The 18,012-nt window shown below is 70.8% G+C and carries 14 protein-coding genes; 3 read left to right on the top strand and 11 right to left on the bottom strand.

Annotation, left to right across the window (positions count from 1 at the left end; genetic code table 11):
* Positions 1-42: 42 nt before the first annotated feature.
* Positions 43-567: an Lrp/AsnC family transcriptional regulator gene (locus KGA65_RS02990; protein ID WP_225861650.1), complete on the bottom strand. Its 525-nt coding sequence runs from the start codon at positions 565-567 to the stop codon at positions 43-45.
* Between the two features lie 202 nt (positions 568-769).
* Here KGA65_RS02990 and KGA65_RS02985 point away from each other — a divergent pair, with 202 nt between their 5' ends.
* Positions 770-4,393, top strand: coding sequence for an indolepyruvate ferredoxin oxidoreductase family protein (locus KGA65_RS02985; protein WP_225861649.1), 3,624 nt, complete (start codon positions 770-772; stop codon positions 4,391-4,393).
* Here the strand turns inward: KGA65_RS02985 and KGA65_RS02980 are convergent.
* Positions 4,354-5,268 (bottom strand): LysR family transcriptional regulator, encoded by a 915-nt coding sequence (locus KGA65_RS02980; RefSeq protein ID WP_225861648.1) that lies wholly within the window; start codon positions 5,266-5,268, stop codon positions 4,354-4,356. The genes KGA65_RS02985 and KGA65_RS02980 overlap by 40 nt on opposite strands.
* A 98-nt stretch (positions 5,269-5,366) precedes the next feature.
* Here KGA65_RS02980 and KGA65_RS02975 point away from each other — a divergent pair, with 98 nt between their 5' ends.
* Entirely contained in the window at positions 5,367-6,329 is a 963-nt protein-coding gene (locus KGA65_RS02975) for an NAD-dependent epimerase/dehydratase family protein (RefSeq protein ID WP_225861647.1), read from the top strand.
* On the opposite strand, the gene KGA65_RS02970 is transcribed toward KGA65_RS02975, so the two are convergent.
* Genes KGA65_RS02970 through KGA65_RS02930 form a run of 9 tightly spaced genes read right to left on the bottom strand, consistent with a single transcriptional unit; the run spans position 6,330 to position 14,934 of the window.
* Complete coding sequence (locus KGA65_RS02970; protein WP_225861646.1) at positions 6,330-7,319, bottom strand: arginine N-succinyltransferase; 990 nt, start codon at positions 7,317-7,319, stop codon at positions 6,330-6,332.
* Positions 7,316-8,404, bottom strand: coding sequence for an arginine N-succinyltransferase (astA, locus tag KGA65_RS02965; protein ID WP_225861645.1), 1,089 nt, complete (start codon positions 8,402-8,404; stop codon positions 7,316-7,318). The genes KGA65_RS02970 and astA overlap by 4 nt, the downstream gene beginning before the upstream one ends.
* Complete coding sequence (locus KGA65_RS20995; protein ID WP_225861644.1) at positions 8,373-9,440, bottom strand: GlxA family transcriptional regulator; 1,068 nt, start codon at positions 9,438-9,440, stop codon at positions 8,373-8,375. The genes astA and KGA65_RS20995 overlap by 32 nt, the downstream gene beginning before the upstream one ends.
* Positions 9,441-9,453: 13 nt before the next feature.
* Positions 9,454-10,230, bottom strand: coding sequence for an ABC transporter ATP-binding protein (locus KGA65_RS02955; protein WP_225861643.1), 777 nt, complete (start codon positions 10,228-10,230; stop codon positions 9,454-9,456).
* A gap of 12 nt (positions 10,231-10,242) precedes the next feature.
* Positions 10,243-11,373, bottom strand: a complete 1,131-nt coding sequence (locus KGA65_RS02950; RefSeq protein ID WP_225861642.1) for a succinylglutamate desuccinylase/aspartoacylase family protein — start codon at positions 11,371-11,373, stop codon at positions 10,243-10,245.
* A gap of 16 nt (positions 11,374-11,389) precedes the next feature.
* Complete coding sequence (locus tag KGA65_RS02945) at positions 11,390-12,079, bottom strand: ABC transporter permease (RefSeq protein ID WP_225861641.1); 690 nt, start codon at positions 12,077-12,079, stop codon at positions 11,390-11,392.
* Between the two features lie 18 nt (positions 12,080-12,097).
* The gene (locus tag KGA65_RS02940; protein WP_225861681.1) at positions 12,098-12,784 is read right to left on the bottom strand and encodes an ABC transporter permease; all 687 of its coding nucleotides are present in this window, start codon (positions 12,782-12,784) and stop codon (positions 12,098-12,100) included.
* Between the two features lie 27 nt (positions 12,785-12,811).
* Positions 12,812-13,591 (bottom strand): L-arginine-binding protein AotJ, encoded by a 780-nt coding sequence (gene aotJ / locus KGA65_RS02935; protein WP_225861640.1) that lies wholly within the window; start codon positions 13,589-13,591, stop codon positions 12,812-12,814.
* Between the two features lie 56 nt (positions 13,592-13,647).
* Positions 13,648-14,934, bottom strand: a complete 1,287-nt coding sequence (locus KGA65_RS02930) for a cyanophycinase (protein ID WP_225861639.1) — start codon at positions 14,932-14,934, stop codon at positions 13,648-13,650.
* A 370-nt stretch (positions 14,935-15,304) separates the two neighbouring features.
* Between KGA65_RS02930 and KGA65_RS02925 the strand changes: the two genes are divergently transcribed.
* Complete coding sequence (locus tag KGA65_RS02925; RefSeq protein ID WP_225861638.1) at positions 15,305-17,995, top strand: TonB-dependent receptor; 2,691 nt, start codon at positions 15,305-15,307, stop codon at positions 17,993-17,995.
* The last annotated feature ends 17 nt before the right edge of the window (positions 17,996-18,012 follow it).

Below are 18,012 nucleotides of genomic sequence, written 5' to 3'. Positions count from 1 at the left end.
CATTCCTTGGAGGGTATGTCCGCTTTGTGTCCCCCGTGGGGCTCAGCGGGGTGGCAGCAAGTGGTCCAGCGGCAACGCTGCCCCGGCCTTGACCTCGCCCAGCGAGAAGCTGGTGTGCAGATCCTTCACGTTGGGCAGCGAGAACAGGGTGTCCCGGGTCCAGCGGGAATAGGCGTCCAGGTCGGTCACCAGCACCTGCAGCTCGAAGGTGCCGGCGCCGCTGATGTAGTGGCAGGCGATCACCTCGGGCAGGCCGCGGATCGCGTCCTCCAAGGCATGGATGGCCTCCCCGTTGTCGCGTTCGGTGTCCACCCGCACGAAGGCCAGCACGCCCAGGCCGATTTTGCGGCGGTCGATCTCGGCGCGGTAGCCGGTGATGACCCCGAGCTCCTCCAGCCGGCGCACCCGGCGCCAGGTGGGCGCGGCCGACAGGCCGATGTGGGCCGCCAGCTCGGCGTTGGACTGCCGGGCATCGCGCTGCAGCGCCTGCAGGATGGCCACGTCATAGCGGTCCAGCGCCACCGCGCCAGATCCACGGGTTATCCCGAATTCGCGATTTTCCGGCATGACTCAATCTTGATTTGTGAATTTGACGAAATGATGTTGCGCCAGATGGGGTGTTCCGGCAAGCGAACGCAAGCACTTGTCGCCACGAACTTCCTACACTGACGCCACATCCCGGCCGTGCACCGGGCCCGGCGTGGCCACAAGCCGCCCCGGGCGCCGCACGGCCTTTCCCAACGGGCCCGCCGGGCCCAGGAGCCGCGCCATGAATGCCCCGCTGACCGACGCCGTCCGTCAGGCCCTTGAGACGGTCTCGCTGGATGACAAGTACGCCCTGCCCACCGGGCGGGCCTTCATGAGCGGGGTGCAGGCCCTGGTGCGCCTGCCCATGCTGCAACGCACCCGCGACGCCATGGCCGGGCTGAACACCGCCGGCTTCATCAGCGGCTACCGCGGCTCCCCGCTGGGCGGCTACGACCAGGCCCTGTGGCAGGCCAAGAAGCACCTGCAGGCCCAGCACATCGTCTTCCAGCCCGGCGTCAACGAGGAGCTCGGCGCCACCGCGGTCTGGGGCACCCAGCAACTGGACCTGTTTCCCGAGAAGGCCAAGTACGACGGCGTGTTCGGCCTGTGGTACGGCAAGGGCCCGGGCGTGGACCGCTGCATCGACGTCTTCAAGCACGCCAACATGGCCGGCACCAGCCGCTTTGGCGGGGTCATCGCCATCGCCGGCGACGACCATGTGAGCAAGAGCTCCACCGCACCGCACCAGAGCGACCACGTGTTCAAGGCCTGCGGCTTCCCGACCTTCTTCCCCTCCAGCGTGCAGGACATCCTGGACATGGGCCTGCACGCCTGGGCGCTGTCGCGCTTCTCGGGCGTGTGGACGGGCATGAAGACCATCCAGGAAGTGGTGGAGTCGGCCACCACGGTGGACGTCTCGCCCGACCGGGTCAAGATCATCCTGCCCGAGGACTTCCCCATGCCGCCGGGCGGCCTGCACATCCGCTGGCCGGACCCACCGCTGGAGCAGGAAGCCCGGCTGATGGACCACAAGTGGTACGCCGCGCTGGCCTATGTGCGGGCCAACAAACTCAACTACAACGTGATCGAGAGCGCCCAGGACCGCTTCGGCATCATCGCCAGCGGCAAGGCCTTCAACGACACCCGCCAGGCCCTGGCCGATCTGGGCCTGGACGAGGCCACCTGCCACCGCCTGGGCATCCGGCTGCACAAGGTCAACGTGGTGTGGCCGCTGGAGGCCCACATCACCCGCGAGTTCGCCCTGGGCCTGCAGGAGATCCTGGTCGTCGAGGAAAAGCGCCAGATCATCGAGTACCAGCTCAAGGAGGAGCTGTACAACTGGCGCGCCGATGTGCGGCCCAATGTGATCGGCAAGTTCGAGGAAGGCGATGACGCCGACCTCTCCGGCGGCGAATGGAGCCGCCCGAACCCGAGCGAGAACTGGCTGCTGCGCGCCAAGGCCGACCTGACGCCGGCCCTCATCGCCAAGGCCATCGCCAAGCGGCTGAAGAAGCTGGGCGTGCCCGAGGACATCGCCCGCCGCATGGACCAGCGCATCGCGGTGATCGAGGCCAAGGAGCGCGAGCTGGCCGCCCTGGCCAGCGCCGGCGCCACCACCGGCGACCGCGTGCCCTGGTTCTGCTCGGGCTGCCCGCACAACACCAGCACCCGCGTGCCCGAGGGCTCGCGCGCGGTGGCCGGCATCGGCTGCCACTACATGGTCAGCTGGATGCCCACCCGCCATACCGCCACCTTCACCCAGATGGGCGGCGAGGGCGTGCCCTGGGTGGGCCAGGCGCCGTTCACGAACGAACAGCACATCTTCACCAACCTGGGCGATGGCACCTACTTCCACTCCGGCCTGCTGGCCATCCGCCAGAGCATTGCCGCCGGGGTGAACATCACCTACAAGATCCTCTACAACGACGCGGTGGCCATGACGGGCGGCCAGCGCGTGGGCGAGCGGCCGGAAGGCCACTCGGTGCTGCAGATCATGACCAGCCTGCTCTCCGAGGGCGTGGCCAAGCTGGTGATCGTCAGCGACCTGCCGGACAAGTACGCCCGGGTGGACCTGCCCACCGGCGTGACGGTGCACCACCGCGACGAGCTGGACCGCATCCAGCGCGAGTTCCGCGAGCTCAAAGGCACCACCATCATCATCTACGACCAGACCTGCGCCACCGAGAAGCGCCGCCGCCGCAAGCGCGGCACGCTGGCCGGCGCCGACACCCGCGTCGTCATCAACCCCCTGGTCTGCGAGGGCTGCGGTGACTGCTCCGAGAAGAGCAACTGCGTCTCGGTGGAGCCACTGGAGACGCCGTTCGGCCGCAAGCGCCAGATCAACCAGAGCAGCTGCAACCAGGACCTGTCCTGCGTGAAGGGCTTCTGCCCCAGCTTCGTCACCGTCACCGGCGGCACGCTCAGGAAGCCCGCCCCGGTGACCGGCCAGACGGCCACCCTGCCCCCCGTGCCCGAGCCGGTGCTGCCCGAGGCCCAGAGCGCCTGGGGCATCGTGGTGGCCGGCGTGGGCGGCACGGGGGTCATCACCATCGGCCAGCTGCTGGGCATGGCGGCCCACATGGAGGGCAAGGGCGTCATCACCCAGGACGCCGCCGGCCTGGCCCAGAAGGGCGGCGCCACCTGGAGCCATGTGCAGATCGCCGACACCATCGACGCCATCCACACCACCAAGGTGGACACGGCCAAGGCCGACCTGGTGATCGGCTGCGAGGCCATCGTCACCGCCGGCAAGACCACGCTGGCGGTCATGCACCCCGAGCGCACCTACGTGGCGCTCAACACCCACCGCACCCCCACCGCGGCCTTCGTGACCGACCCGGACTGGGTCTTCCCCAACGAGGCCTGCGAGGCCGCCATCGGCCGCGCGGTGGGCAGCGGGCACCTGGGCGCCTTCGACGCCGAGGCCCTGGCGGTCAAGCTGCTGGGCGACTCGATCTACACCAACCCGATGATGCTGGGCTACGCCTGGCAGAAGGGCCGCATCCCGCTGACGCGCGAATCGCTGATGCGGGCCATGGAGCTCAACGGCGTGCAGATCGACAAGAACAAGGCCGCCTTCGAATGGGGCCGCCGCTGCGCCCATGACCTGACCGCCGTGCAGGCCCTGACGCAGACGGCCCAGGTGATCCAGCTGGTCAAGCGCCCCGCGCTGGACGAACTGATTGGCAGCCGCGTCGAGTTCCTCACCGCCTACCAGAATGCCGGTTACGCCGCCGAGTACCGCGCCTTCGTCGACCGGGTGCGCGCCGCCGAAGCAACGGTGGCCCCGGCCGGCAGCACCCGCCTGACCGAGGCGGTGGCACGTTCCCTGTTCAAGCTGATGGCCTACAAGGACGAGTACGAGGTGGCCCGCTTGCACACCGACCCGGCCTTCGCCGCCCAGATCGCCGCCACCTTCGACGGCCCGGTGAAGCTGCAGCACCACCTGGCGCCGCCGCTGTTCGCCCGCCGCGGAGACGACGGCCAACCGCGCAAGACCGCCTTCGGCGCCTGGGTGCGGCCGGTGATGGGTGTGCTGGCCAAGTGCAAAGGCCTGCGCGGCCGCTGGCTGGACCCGTTTGGCCACAGCGAGGAGCGGCGCACCGAACGCGCGCTGATCGCCGAGTACCGCGCCAGCATCGAGACGCTGCTGAAGGACTTGAGCGCCGAGCGCCTGCCGCTGGCCCTGGAAATCGCCCGGCTGCCGGAAGAGATCCGCGGCTATGGCCATGTGAAGGCCCGCCACCTCGCCAACGTGCGGCCGAAGTGGGCCGCGCTGCTGCAGCGCTGGACCCAAGAGCCGACCGCAGCACCCGCGGGCAAGGCTCAGCCGACCGAGGCCGGCGCCGCCGCACTGCTGCGGTAGTCCAGCAGCCCCTGCACCAGCGCCTCGAAGGTGACCTGGCAGCGGGGGCTGTGGCGCAGGTCCTCGTGCATGGTCACCCAGGTGTCCAGCGGCAGGGCGAACTGCGCCGGCAGCACCCGCACCAGGGCCGGGCCGCGCTGCGCCAGGCCCACCTGGCACGGGCCGATGCCAGCCCCCGCGCGGATCAGCGCCAGCTGGGCCACGTCGCTGTCGGTGCGCAGCGCAAAGCGCTCGCGCCGCAGGGCCGGCCAGGCCGCCCCCACCTGGCGGATGTAGGCAGTCTCCGTGTCAAAACCGATCAGGCTGTGCCCCGCCAGGTCGGGCCAGTCCTGCGGTGTGCCGTGCCGGGCCAGGTAGTCCGGATGGGCATGCAGCCCCACCTCGATCGCCCCCACCCGCCGGGCCAGCAACGCGCCCTGCTGCGGCGCCTGCATGCGCACCGCGATGTCGGCCTCGCGCTGCAGCAGGTCCTGCAGCCGGTTGGACAGGGCCAGCTCCACCGTCAGGCCGGGGTGACGGGCCCGCAGCGCCGCCAGGATGGGCGGCAGCACCGCCACCCCGACCACCTCGCTGGCCGTCACCCGCACCACCCCTTGCACGCCCGCCCCCTGGCTGGCGGCCGTGCGCTCCAGCGCCCGGGCCGCATGCTGCACGGCCTGCGCCGGCGCCCGCAGGGCCAGCGCCGCCTGGGTGGGCTGCACACCGGTGGGGGAGCGGGTGAACAGGGTCAGCCCCAGGGCCTGCTCCAACGCGGCCAACTGGCGCCCGACCGTCGGCTGGGTCAGGTCCAGCGCCCGGGCCGCGGCCGACAGCGAGCCGTGCTCCAGCACGCCCAGGAAGGTCCGGTAAAGCTCCCAGCTGATCGATGAGGTCATGCATCAATGTATAGCCGACCCCCGATGATCGCCAATTCCGTTTTATGGACCCCTTGCCCAGAATCGCCGCCTGTCCCCTCTTTGACCAGGAAGAACCCATGGAACACGAACACAGCACCCTGGTGCTGGGCGCCACCGGCGGCATTGGCGGCGAAGTGGCCCGGCAGCTGCGCGATGCCGGCTGGCCGGTGCGGGCCCTGCACCGTGGCGGGCCCTCGGCCGACACCGGCCTGTCCTGGGTGCGCGGCGACGCCCTGAACGCCGCCGACGTGAGGACCGCCGCCCAGGGCGCCCGGGTGATCGTGCACGCGGTCAACCCGCCCGGCTACCGGCACTGGGCCGACTGGGTGCTGCCCATGCTGGAGAACACGCTGGCCGCGGCCCGGGCCCAGCGGGCGCTGGTGGTGCTGCCCGGCACGCTCTACAACCACGGCCCCGATGCCGGGGCCCTGCTGGGCGAGGCAGCGCCCCAGCACCCGCTCACGCGCAAGGGCGCGATCCGGGTGGCGATGGAGCAGCGGCTGCAGGACTTCGCGGCCGCCGGCGGGCGGGTGCTGATCGTGCGGGCGGGCGATTTCTTCGGCCCGCGCTGCGGCAACAGCTGGTTCGCCCAGGGCCTGGTGCGGCCGGGCCGGCCGGTCACCCAGGTGCAGCAGCCTGGCCGGGCCGGCGTGGGCCACCAATGGGCCTACCTGCCGGATGTGGCACGCAGCATCGTGGCCCTGCTGGCCCGGCGCGACGCGCTGGACCCCTTCGCCCGCTTTCACCTGGGCGGCCACTGGGATGCCGATGGCACGCAGATGGTCCAGAGCATCGTGCGCGTGGTCGGCCGGCGCAGCGGCCGGCTGCCCCGGGTGCGGGCCTTTCCCTGGTGGCAGGTGCGGCTGGCCGCCCCCTTCGTGCCCACGCTGCGTGAGGTGCTGGAGATGCGCTACCTGTGGGAACGCCCGGTGCAGCTGGACAACCAGGCCCTGCGCGCGCAGCTGGGCGTCGAGCCGCACACCCCCTGGGATGCGGCGGTGGAGGCCACGCTGGACGGCCTGGGCTGCCTGCCAGCCTGATCAGACCGCCAGCGGCAGCGTCCAGCTGGGCCCGCGCACCCATTCTGCGGGCACCGCCAGGGTCTGCGGCGAGGTGCCCCGGGCCCGCAGGGCCAGCACCTCGTCGCCGGTCTCACCCGCCACCAGCCAAGTGGTCGAGGGCCATTCGCCGCGCGGGCGGGCCGCCACCAGGCTGCGGCGCCGCACCTGCAGCACCGCGGGCAGCGTGTCGACCCGGGCCTCGAACACCGGTCCCCCTTCGTCGAGCGTGACATGGTGGCCGTAGTGCAACCCTTCGGCCGCCAGCACGCCCAGCAGCGGGCGGGCCGCCACCGGCACCTGGGCGATGGCCGCCTGCGCGGCGGCCGGCAGGAAGGAGACATAGACCGGCTGACGCGGCAGCAGCGCGGCCACATGGCTGCGCCAGGCCGGGCCGAAGCGGCGCAGCGCGGCCTCGGGGTCGCCGCTGTAGAAGTGCCGACCCAGCCCGTCCCAGAACGGCGAGCGGCCGGCGTGGTCGCGCCAGCCCGGCAGTTCCACAATCAGCTGGGCGCCCAGGGCGGCCCGGTCGCGGGCCACCAGCAGCAGGGCCGCGCGCAGCAGGTGCTGCAGCGCGCTGGCCTGCTCGGCCAGGTCCAGCGCCGGGTCCCAGGCCAGGTCGGCCAGCTCGGCCGCGCCGGTGTGGTCGTTGCCCAGCAGCAGCGTGTTCTGCTGGTGGAACAGGCCCAGCGAGGGCGCGGCATGCACCACGCAGCCCACGTGGTACCAGTGGCGCAAGGGCTCGCGCCCGATCACCGGCCGCAACCGGGCACAGGCCTGCGGGCCGTCGGCGGTGTCCAGCAGCCACCAGCGCTCCCCCGTGTGCGGGGCCGGCAGCACCCGGTCCGCCGAGGGGGGCAGCCACAGGGTCAGCCGCGGCAGATCGGCCTCGGTCACCGGCCGCAGCCGCCAGGCCAGCGGGCCGGGCCACGCTGGCGCGGCCGGGGGCGGAAACGGTGTCGTCGCGCTCATGCCCGTGCTCCCGTGTCGAGATCCAGCGGCGCCAGGGCCACGGCCGCCTCGGGCGCCTGACCCAGCGGCGCCAGGTCGGCCGCCGCCACCGGCCCGGTCAGCGCCGTGGCCCGGAAGTCGTGGTGGCCGGTGCTGGCGGCCAGCCAGGTGCCGCGCCGCGCCGCCCGCGCGACGGCGGCCGCCGACGGGCACAGCCGCCGCCCGGCCACGCTGCGCAGCAGCGGCAGCCGCCCCTCCATCGTCGGCCCGCCGTCGAACAGGTTGAGGTAGGTGTCGGCGTCGAAGCCCTCGTCCTGCAGCATCTGGAACGGCAGTTCCCCCACCGGGGCCAGCTGGCCCAGCGCCCACTGGGCCTCCTCGGGCAGCAAGGGCACGTAGATCGGAGACTGCGGCAGCAGCTCGGCAATCAGCGTGCGGCGCGGCCCGCTGGCCAGTTGCTCGGCGGCCGGGTAGTCCATGTGGAAGAAGCGCCGGCCCACCGCGTCCCAGAACGGGCAGCGGCCGTTGTCGTCGGCCAGGCCCGGGTGCTCGGAGGCGATGCGGTCGGAGAAGCGTTCCGGGAACTGGGCGATGAACAGCAGCCGCCCGCGCGAGAGCAGCTGCGGCGCCAGCCCCCCGGCATGGGCCGGGTCGATGTGGAAGCCGGTCAGCAGCGTGACGCCCGTCAGGTCATGGCACAGGTGCAGGGTGTGGATGCGGTTGCGGGCCTCCAGCTCGGGGCTGACCTGCACCACGTACTCGTTGCGGTAGCTGTAGAAGCGGTCGTGGAAGCCCGCGCTGGCGGCGATGCCGCTGGTGCCCACCAGCACGCCGCCCTGGGCCCGGTCCTCCAGCACGAACAGGTAGTGCTCCTCGCCGCTCACATCGTCATCGGCGGCAAAGGATTTCAGCGAGCGTTCCAGCTTGTCGCGCAGCAGCGCGCGGTCGGGCACCAGCGAGCTGATGCCGATGGCGCTGGCCTGGGCCAGCCGCTCCAGGCCCGGCAGGTCGGCCAGGGCGGCCGGCCGCAGCAGGTAGCGTCCCGAGGCATGCCCCGAGGCGGCGGCCACCGGCTCAGGCGACGGGGAGGTCACGGTTCGGCTCATCGGCACTCCGATCAAGAACGGCCGGCGGCGCGCCGGGCGGGACGGACACCCCGGCCTGCGCCGCCCGCCAGGCGGCCGCCCGGGGGCTGCGCTCCTCGCGCGGCGTGTGGCCGTAGCGCGCCCGGTAGGCATTGGAGAAATGCGCGCCCGAGGCAAAGCCGCAGGACAGCGCGATCTGCAGGATGGACTGGTGGGTCTGGCGCAGCATGCCGCGGGCCCGCTCCAGCCGCAGCTCCAGGTACCAGCGCGACGGCAAGGCATCCAGGTGCTGTTTGAACAGGCGCTCCAGCTGGCGGCGCGACACCCCGACCAGCCGCGCGATCTCCTCGGTCGGCAGCGGCTCGCCCAGGTTGGCCTCCATCAGCGCGACGGCCTCGGACAGCTTGGCGGAGCCCCCCCGGGCCGGCGCGGCCAGCGGCAGGCGCTGGCGCGCCTCGCGTGGCGACAGCTGCTCGCGCCCCAGCGCGGCCAGCAGCTCGGCCACCAGGCGCTCGCCATGGCGCTGGCCCAGCCAGGCGATCAGCAGGTCCTGGCTGGCCCGGTGACCGGCGCAGCTCAGCCGGGTCACGTCCAGTTCGTAGAGCTGCTGCGAGACGATGACCTCGGGGTGGCGTTCGGCCAGCGCGGCGCCGTGGGGCCACTGGGCGGTGGCCCGGTGGCCGCGCAGCAGACCCGCCTCCGCCAGCCAGGCGGCGCCGGTGCCCACGCCGCCCAGCACGGCCTGAGCGGCCGCCTGCTGGCGCAGCCAGGCCAGCAGCGGTGCGGCCTCGACGGGGCTCTCGCGCCAGGGGCCGTCGGCGTGCACCAGCACGCCTTCCAGCCGCGGGGCCGTGCCCAGGGCATGGGCCAGCACCGCCACGCCTTCGGCCGAGGGCACGGCCCCGGCCTGGGCGGCCAGCAGCACGCTGTCGTAGGCGGGTTGTTCCAGCAGCTGGTTGGCGGCCTGCAGGGTCTCCAGCACGCCAGCCAGGCCCATCAGCCCGAAACCGGGCCGCAGCAGCAGGCCGAAGCGCCACAGGGACGGGACCACCGCCACGGCGGGTCGCGCCCTACTTCAGGCCGCCCGAGAGGAACTGGCGCAGGCGCTCGCTGTGCGGATGCACCAGCACCTCGCGCGGCTTGCCCTCTTCCTCGATCAGCCCCTGGTGCACGAAGATGGCGTGGCTGGCCACCTCGCGGGCGAACTCCATCTCGTGGGTGACGACCAGCATCGTGCGGCCTTCCTCGGCCAGGCCGCGCATGACCTTCAGCACCTCGCCAACCAGCTCCGGGTCCAACGCCGAGGTGGGCTCGTCGAACAGCATCACCTCCGGGTCCATCGCCAGCGCGCGGGCGATGGCCACGCGCTGCTGCTCGCCGCCGGAGAGCTGGGCCGGGTAGACATCCTGCCGGTGCGACAGGCCCACCCGGGCCAGCAGTGCCTGGCCGCGCTCAATCGCCTCGGCCTGGGGCTGGCCCAGCACGTGGATGGGCGCCTCGGTGACGTTCTCCAGCGCGGTGCGGTGCTGCCAGAGGTTGAAGTTCTGGAACACGAAGGCCAGGCGGGTGCGCCAGCGGCGCAGCTGGGCGGCATCGGCCGCGCGCAGGCTGCCGTCCCGGTCGCGCACCAGGCGCAGGGTCTCGTCACCCAGGCTCAGCGTGCCTTCGTGGGGCTGCTCCAGCAGGTTGAGACAGCGCAGCAGCGTGCTCTTGCCCGAGCCGCTGGAGCCGATGATGGCGACGACGTCGCCGGGCTGAGCCTGCAGCGACACGCCGCGCAGGACCTCGCGTTCACCGAAACGCTTGTGCAGGTTCTCGACCTTCAGGCTGTGGGGGGTGGCAGTCATCACATCAGCGCTTCAAACGGACAGCAGAGAGCCCTGGCGGGTCGCATCGCGCCCCGCCACCTTGCCCAGCGACATGCCGGCCACCGCGAAACGCCGCAGATCGCGGGCGAAGAACAGGCCCGCCACCGGCGCCGTCAGCGTGGTGACCGCACCGCTGAGCGGGTCGATCAGGTCCACCAGGGGCTGGCCCGCCTGCACCGGCGTGCCCGGCGTCTGCAGGAAGACCACCATGCCGCCATGCGGCGCCACCAGCGGGATGGAGCCGGCCAGCGGCGTGGGCGCACGCTTGAGCGGCGGCAGCGGCGGCTTCACCCCGCCCGCGGGCGCCACCGCCCCGCGCTGGACCAGGAAGTCGACGATGCCCTGGGCATCGGCAGCGGCCAGGTCGTGCCGCACATCGGCCTCGCCGCGCAGCTCGATGGTGGCGGCCAGACAGGCTGGCGGCAGCGGCTTGGCCGGGCCCAGACGCTCGGCCAGCTGCGGCCAGACCATGGAGCAGGCCTCGTCAAACGGATCACCACCCGAGCGTTCGGCCAGCAGCGCCACCTCGGCGCCGATGCAGCGCGCCAGCAGCTCGCCGCCGTGGTCCCAGGTCTGCGGCGTGGTGTAGAGGTGCAGCAAGGCCTCGCCGTCGCTGTGCAGATCCAGCACCACATCGGCGTCGATGGCCAGGCCCAGCAAGGTCTTGCGCAGGCTTTGCAGCGGGCTGGTGGCCGGCAGCGCGGCCACCGCGTCGCGCAGCGCGCCGCGCACCAGCGCCACGTTGTGTGACGGGTCGGCCCCCAGCTGGTCCATCACCGCGTCCAGCACGGCGGAGGTCAGGTCGGCGTAGTGGCGGTTGAAGTTCTCGCCGCTGCCCAGCTCGAAGCGGCCCTGGTAGCCGTGCAGCACCCACTGCCCCACCCCCAGCGGGTTGGCCATGGGCACCAGCACCACCTCGCCGGTCAGCCGGCCCGCGGCCTCCAGGGCGTCCAGCTGGCGGCGCAGGTGGAAGGCCACCAGCATGCCGGGCACCTCGTCGGCATGCAGCGAACCCTGGACCGTGACCTTGGGGCCCTGGCCCGGGGTGCCGTAGTGCAGGCTGAGCAGTTCGTGGGTGGTGCCAGGGGTGGCGCTGGCCAGGACGTGTCGGACGGTGTGCATCGTGATGGGGGAAAAGTCAGTGCCGGCCCTGCAGCGGCTGCACCCAGCGGCGCTCGGCCGCCCGGAACAGGCCCACCAGCACCACGGTGATGGCCAGGTAGAAGGCCGCCGCGGTCAGGAAGGCTTCGAACGGCAGGTAATAGGTGGAATTCATCTCGCGCGCTGCGCCGGTCAGGTCGGCCAGCGTGACCACGCTGGCCAGCGAGGTGCCGTGCAGCATCAGCACCACCTCGTTGCCATAGGCGGGCAGCGCGCGCCGGAAGGCCGAGGGCAGGACGATGCGGCGGAAGGTCACCCAGCGCGACATGCCCATGGCCTGGGCCGCCTCGATCTCCCCGGCCGGCAGGGCCTTCATCGCGCCGTGCAGGATCTCGGTGGTGTAGGCACAGGTGTTGATGGCAAAGGCCGCGATGGCGCAGAACCAGGCCGAGCTGAGCCAGGGCCAGGCCGGGCTGCTGCGCACCGCCTCGAACTGGGCCAGGCCGTAGTACAGCAGGAACAGCTGCACCAGCAGTGGCGTGCCGCGGATCACATAGGTGAAGGCCCAGATGGGCCGGGACAGCCAGGCGATGGGCAGGCTGCGCAGCATCGCCAGCGGCAGGGCGCACAGCCCGCCGGCCAGCAAGGCCGCCGCCAGCAGCGCCAGCGTGACCAGGGTGCCGTGGTAGTAGAGCGGCAGGCTGTCGCGGATGGCCTGGAAGTCCATGGGCGGTTCCTCCGGGCCTCAGAGCGCCACCTGGCGCACACCGACCGACAGTCGGCGCGCCAGCCAGGCAAAGCCCAGCTCGGACACCGTGGTGAAGGCCAGGTACATCACCCCGACCACGGCGTAGAACAGGAAGGGCTCGCGCGTGGCGCCCGCGGCCTGGCCAGCCCGGCTCATCATGTCCGACAAGCCGATGACCGAGACGATGGAGGTGCTCTTGATCATCACCAGCCAGTTGTTGGAGAGCGCCGGCAGCGCATGGCGCAGCATCTGCGGCCCGACCACGCGGGTCAGCACCTGCCAGCGGTTCATGCCGTAGGCCAGGGCCGCCTCGCGCTGGCCCGGCGGCACGGCCAGGAAGGCGCCACGCAGCACCTCGGTCAGGTAGGCGCCGAAGATAAAGCCGATGGTCAGCACGCCGGCGATGAAGGGGTCCACGTCGATGTAGTCCCAGCCGCGCGCCTCGCCGATCTTGTTGACCAGCATCTGCCCGCCGTAGAAGACCAGCAGCATCACCACCAGATCGGGCACCGCCCGGATCAGCGTGGTGTAGAGCGTGGCCGGCCACTGCAGCCAGCGCCAGCGCGAGAGCTTGGCCAGCGCACCGGCCAGCCCCAGCAGCAGCGCGATGGCCAGCGAGGCCAGGGCCACCCCCAGCGTCAGCAGCGCGCCTTGCAACAGGCTGGCGCCATAACCATGCAGCATCGTCCCCGGCCCTCCCATGCGCCCGGCTTACTTGCCGTAGACGTCGAAGTCGAAGTACTTGGCGTTGATCTTCTGGTAGACGCCGTTGGCGCGGATGGCCTTGATCGCGGCGCTGAACTTCTGCTGCAGCACGGCGTCGTTCTTGCGCACCGCGATGCCGGCGCCGGCGCCGAAGAAGGCGGGGTCATCCGGCGGCGTGCCCAGCACCGCGAAGCCCTTGCCGGCCGGCGTCTTCAGGAAGCCCAGGTTGGCGGCAACCGAGTCGCACACGGTCGCGTCGATGCGGCCGGCGGCCAGGTCCAGAAAGACCTCGTCCTGCTTGCTGTAGCGCACGATCTCGCTGTCCTTGTAGGTGGCGGTGGCCCAGCGGTCATGGATGGAGGTGCGCTGCACGCCGATCTTCTTGCCCTTCATCGCGGCCGGCGAGATGTCGTGCGGCAGGCCGCTCTTGCCGATCAGCCAGGGCGGCGTGTTCTGGTACTTGTCGGAGAACAGCACCGACTTCTTGCGTTCCTCGGTGATGGCCATCGAGGCGATGATGGCGTCGAACTTGCGCGCCTGCAGGGCCGGGATCATGCCGTCCCATTCCTGCTGCACCAGCGTGCACTGGGCCTTCATCTCGGCGCACAACGCCTGCGCGATGTCGATGTCGAAGCCCTTGAGCTTGCCGTCGGTGCCGACTTCGGAGAACGGCGGGTAGGCGCCCTCCACCCCGATGCGGATCTTCTTCCAGTCGGGGGCCTGGGCGGCGGCGCCCAGGCTGGCAGCGGCCAGCACCAGCGCGGTGACAAGTTGACGGCGTTGCATGAACGGGTTCTCCTGACGAGATCGAAACAGAGGGGAAGCAGCGAAGCGGACCGGGGTCAGCGCGAGGTCCACGGGGTCGTCAGCGGGCGCGCCATGCGCACCGGCACGATGTCCAGGTAGAGGTTCATCACGCTGTAATCCTCGCCACCCATTTCATCAGAGTACCAGCCGACCGAGTCCTTGCCCTTGTAGAGCCGGAACTGGAAGGCCAGGTCGGCCCGCTTGTCGTTGGGCGAGGCCAGCGGGTCGAAGGTCAGGCCGCGCACCTCGTGCTGGCTGCTGTCGATCAGGTAGCCCATCGCATTGACCAGCGCGGTGTCGCCCAGCATGTCGGTGTAGTACAGCGGGGTGTTGAAGTCCGGCTTGTAGCCCTTGGCGTTCGGGTCCAGCAGCTGGCCACGCTGCTTCCATTCGGACGGCGTGGCCCGGCGGTTGCCCAGGTTGTAGCTGTCGCCCCGGTCCAGGTAGGTCAGGCGGGCGCCGGTCACGTTCAGCGCGTTGACCTTGGCGTCGGTCTCGACGTCGTTGAGGTCGACCAGCAGCGCCCCCTTGGCGCCGATCACGTCGATGTCGTCGCCGTGCACGATCGCGGCGCTGTTCTCGTCCACGCCCAGGCCCAGCTTGTAGCCCTTGGCCAGCATCAGCGGGATCATGCGACCGAAGCGGCCACGCTTGAGGAAGTGCTGGTCCACGAACAGATTGGAGCCGACGAAGCCCAGGCCTCGGTCCACCTCCTTGCCGTCGTGCAGCTGCCCCTTCATCACATTGATCACGCTGGGCGCATCCCGGAACATCACCGCACTCATGATCGCGGCGCCCGCCGAAGTGCCCGCCACCACCCCGCCGCGGCGGTAGACATCCCAGATGGCTTCCAGCATCGGCGTGCTGCGGCCGCCGGGCGCGAAGGTGTCGACGATGCGCTCCTGCGCACCGCCGGAGAAGAAGATGCCGTCGGCGTTGTTGACCACCTCCAGCAGCGACTTGTCGCGCACGGCCTTGTCCAGGTCGACCCATTTCAGCGCCGGGGCCACCGGCAGCACATCGACCACCGCCCCCTGGCGCTCCAGCAGGTCGGCCAGCCGGCGTCCGGTCTTGTCCGGCGCCTCGGAGGCGGTGGCCAGCACCACCCAGTGCGAGCCCTTGCCACCGGCCAGCGCCACCACCTTGTTCCAGACCTCCTCGTTGTCGGCCTTCAGCGCCCCGCCGATCACGACCGCATAGCCCTGGGCCGGCGTGACAGGTTTGGACGCGGGCGCCGCCTGCACCCAGGTGGCGGTGACGGACAAGACCAGGGACAACAGCACCCGACGGCGGGCAAGACGTTCGGCAATGAAGTGGTGCATGCGAGGCAGACGAAAGTCCGAAGGTTCCAGGCTGCCATCTTGGCACCGGCCGGGGTGGGATACCACCGCGCCGTGCGTCAAATGGTGCGATTGCAAAAGAAGATGTCGCTTGGCCGCAAACCGGGCGACGGTCTTGGTGTGCGGACCACAGCCAGTTGCACCCAGGCGACGCCAAGTTGCGCTTTCGCGACGGCCCGGTGACGGCACCGTGACCGGCAGGGCCCTGGCTTCCTAGACTCCGGACACCCACAGACACACCGGCTTCACACAGCCCCGGAGGGATTCCATGGCCCGCACCGTGTCGGCACACCCGTGCCGCCGTTCTCCCTGTCCGCGCCCCCGCCTGGGCGTCCTCGCGGTGCATGCCGCTTTGCTGACACTGGTCGCCACCGGAACCGGTGCCGCCCTGGCCCAAAGTGAGACCGACACCGCGGCCAAGCCGCAGCGCATCGAAATCACCGGTTCGGCCATCAAGCGCATCGACGGCGAGACCGCCCTGCCGGTGCAGGTCATCACCCGCGACCAGATCGACAAGGCCGGGCTGACGACGGCGGCGGAGATCGTGGCCCGCCTGAGCGCCTCGGCCGCCAACATGACCGATGGCGCCAGCATCGGCACCGGCGGCTTCCATGACCAGATGGGCATGAATGCCGCCAACCTGCGCGGCCTGGGCGTGTCCTCCACGCTGGTGCTGCTCAACGGCCGGCGCATGGCCAACTTCGCCTCGCCGGGCGACGCCAGCGGCGTGGACCTGAACAGCATCCCCGCGGCTGCGATCCAGCGGGTGGAGGTGCTGCTGGACGGCGCCTCCTCGCTGTACGGCAGCGACGCCATCGGCGGCGTGATCAACTTCATCACCCGCAGGGACTACCAGGGCGCCGAGGTCAACGTCTCCTATGGTGACACCAGCGAAGGCGGCGGCGGCAAGAAGACGGCCTCGCTGGCCGGCGGCTTTGGCGACTACGGCCTCGACGGCTTCAACATCTTCGGTGTGGTGGACCTGCAGAAGACCCAGAGCCTGAACGCCAGCCAGCGCCGTTTCATCAAGGACCTGAACATCCCCGGGCGCCTGCCCGACCTGCTGTCCAGCGCCGGCTTCCCGGCCAACATCCGGCTGGACCGGGAGGACGGCCAGACCCAGTTCGACACGCTGGTGGCCGAAGGCTTCTCGACCAATGGCAAGACGGTGATCGACAGCACGACGATCAACCCGGCCGCGGCCACCGGCTGCAACCCGCCCGCCACCCTCTACCTGCCCGACGGCATCGGCGGTGTGGACGGCTGCACCTACGACTACATGCGGGACATCGAGCTCTACCCGGAGTCGGAGAAGACCAACCTGTTCGGCCGGGGTGTGCTGGACCTGGGCGGTGGCCACCAGCTGTTCGCAGAAGCCTCCTATGCGCGGGCCCGCACGCTGTACTCCGGCACCCCGAACCGGGTGGATGCGACGATGGACGTGTCGCTGGTGCCGGCCCTGGCGGGTACCAGCCTGGCCAGCCTGCCGGCCGACGATGTCAACCGCATCGTCAACGTCCGCCTGCGCCTGGCCGAGGCCGGCGCGCGCGAGAGCGAGCTGGTCTCCACCACCCAGCGCTATGTGGCCGGCCTCAACGGCACCTTGGCCAACTGGGATTACGAGCTGGCGTTCAACCACAGCCTGAGCACCGTCTCCGACCGTGACCACCAGGGCTACCTGAACGAGCAGATGGTCCTGGACGGCTTTGCCAACGGCACGCTCAACGCCTTCGGCCCGTCCAGCGCGGCCGGCCTGGCCCTCTACGAGGCCGCCCAGATCCGCGGCGAGGTGCGGCGCGCGGTGGGGGTGATGGACAGCCTGGACTTCAAGGCCAGCCGGCCACTGATGGCCCTGGCCGGCGGCGATCTCAGCCTGGCGCTGGGCGGGGAGTTCCGCCGCGAGACCCAGCGTTACCACCAGTCCCAGGCGCTGGCCGATGAACTGATCCTCGGCGAGGCCTCCGCCGGCAGCGACCTGGACTTCGGGCATGGCCGCAACGTGGCCGCGGTCTTCACCGAACTGAGCGCCCCCCTCTCCAAGACGCTGGAACTGACCGCCGCGCTGCGCTACGAGAAGTACCAGGTGACTGGCAGCGCCACCAGCCCGAAGGTCGGGCTGAAATACCTGCCAATGAAGGAACTGCTGCTGCGGGCCTCGGCGGGCACCGGCTTCCGCGCTCCGAGCCTGTCGGATCTGTACCGCCCGGTGAGCCAGAGCACGGCTGCCACGCTGGTGGACCCGGTCTGCATGGCGCAGAGCCCGGACAACACCGTGACCGATTGCTCGGACACCTGGACCACCTACCAGTACAGCAACGCCCAACTCAAGCCGGAGCGCTCGCGCCAGTTCTCGCTGGGCGCGGTGCTGGAACCCACCGCCGGAGTCAACCTGAGCCTGGACTACTGGAACATCGCCAAGCGCGACCTGATCAGCACCCTGGGTGCCGACGTGATCCTGGCCAACCCGGACAAGTACGGCGATCTGGTGCACCGCGATGACACGGGCTGGATCGACCACATCGACCTGGTCAAGGAGAACCGCGGCCGGCAGTTCATCTCGGGCCTGGACCTGGGCGCCGGCATCAGCGGACTGCGCAGCGGCTTCGGCACCCTGGGCTTCCGGCTGAACGGCACCTGGACCCTGAAGTCCAAGCAGCAGACCGGCAACGGCGACCCGTACGTCAGCAACCTCGGCCACTTCATCAACGATGGCGTGGTGCAGCGCTGGCGGCACACGCTGGCGGTGGATTGGGAACAGGGCCCTTACAGCGCCACCCTGTCCAACAGCCACCTGTCGGGCTACACGGACCAGAGCATTGTGGGCAAGCCCGACCGCCGGGTCGGGGCCTACTCGCTGTGGGACCTGACCGGCGCCTGGACCGTGAACGAGGCCTTCACGCTGCGTGGCGGCGTCAAGAACCTGTTCGACGCCGCCCCGCCGTTCTCACAGCAGGCCTGGTTCTTCATCTCGGGCTACGACCCGAGCTACACCGACCCGCGCGGTCGCTTCTTCTACATCGGCGCCCAGTACAAATTCAAGTGACCCCCTGAACCACGCTG

It is taken from the genome of Ideonella benzenivorans (genome assembly GCF_020387415.1).
Lineage (GTDB): Bacteria > Pseudomonadota > Gammaproteobacteria > Burkholderiales > Burkholderiaceae_C > Ideonella > Ideonella benzenivorans.
Note: the sequence above shows the minus strand (reverse complement) of the source record. Positions and strands in the feature narration are given on the sequence as shown.

Bases quoted from the DNA above. Each gene is read 5' to 3' on its own strand.
- KGA65_RS02975 (WP_225861647.1), top strand. From the start codon at position 5,367: ATGGAACACGAACACAGCACCCTGGTGCTGGGCGCCACCGGCGGCATT.
- KGA65_RS02990 (WP_225861650.1), bottom strand. From the start codon at position 567: ATGCCGGAAAATCGCGAATTCGGGATAACCCGTGGATCTGGCGCGGTG.
- aotJ (WP_225861640.1), bottom strand. From the start codon at position 13,591: ATGCAACGCCGTCAACTTGTCACCGCGCTGGTGCTGGCCGCTGCCAGC.
- KGA65_RS02930 (WP_225861639.1), bottom strand. From the start codon at position 14,934: ATGCACCACTTCATTGCCGAACGTCTTGCCCGCCGTCGGGTGCTGTTG.
- KGA65_RS02950 (WP_225861642.1), bottom strand. From the start codon at position 11,373: ATGCACACCGTCCGACACGTCCTGGCCAGCGCCACCCCTGGCACCACC.
- KGA65_RS02970 (WP_225861646.1), bottom strand. From the start codon at position 7,319: ATGAGCGCGACGACACCGTTTCCGCCCCCGGCCGCGCCAGCGTGGCCC.
- KGA65_RS02985 (WP_225861649.1), top strand. From the start codon at position 770: ATGAATGCCCCGCTGACCGACGCCGTCCGTCAGGCCCTTGAGACGGTC.
- KGA65_RS02945 (WP_225861641.1), bottom strand. From the start codon at position 12,079: ATGGACTTCCAGGCCATCCGCGACAGCCTGCCGCTCTACTACCACGGC.
- KGA65_RS02940 (WP_225861681.1), bottom strand. From the start codon at position 12,784: ATGCTGCATGGTTATGGCGCCAGCCTGTTGCAAGGCGCGCTGCTGACG.
- KGA65_RS02980 (WP_225861648.1), bottom strand. From the start codon at position 5,268: ATGACCTCATCGATCAGCTGGGAGCTTTACCGGACCTTCCTGGGCGTG.
- astA (WP_225861645.1), bottom strand. From the start codon at position 8,404: ATGAGCCGAACCGTGACCTCCCCGTCGCCTGAGCCGGTGGCCGCCGCC.
- KGA65_RS02955 (WP_225861643.1), bottom strand. From the start codon at position 10,230: ATGACTGCCACCCCCCACAGCCTGAAGGTCGAGAACCTGCACAAGCGT.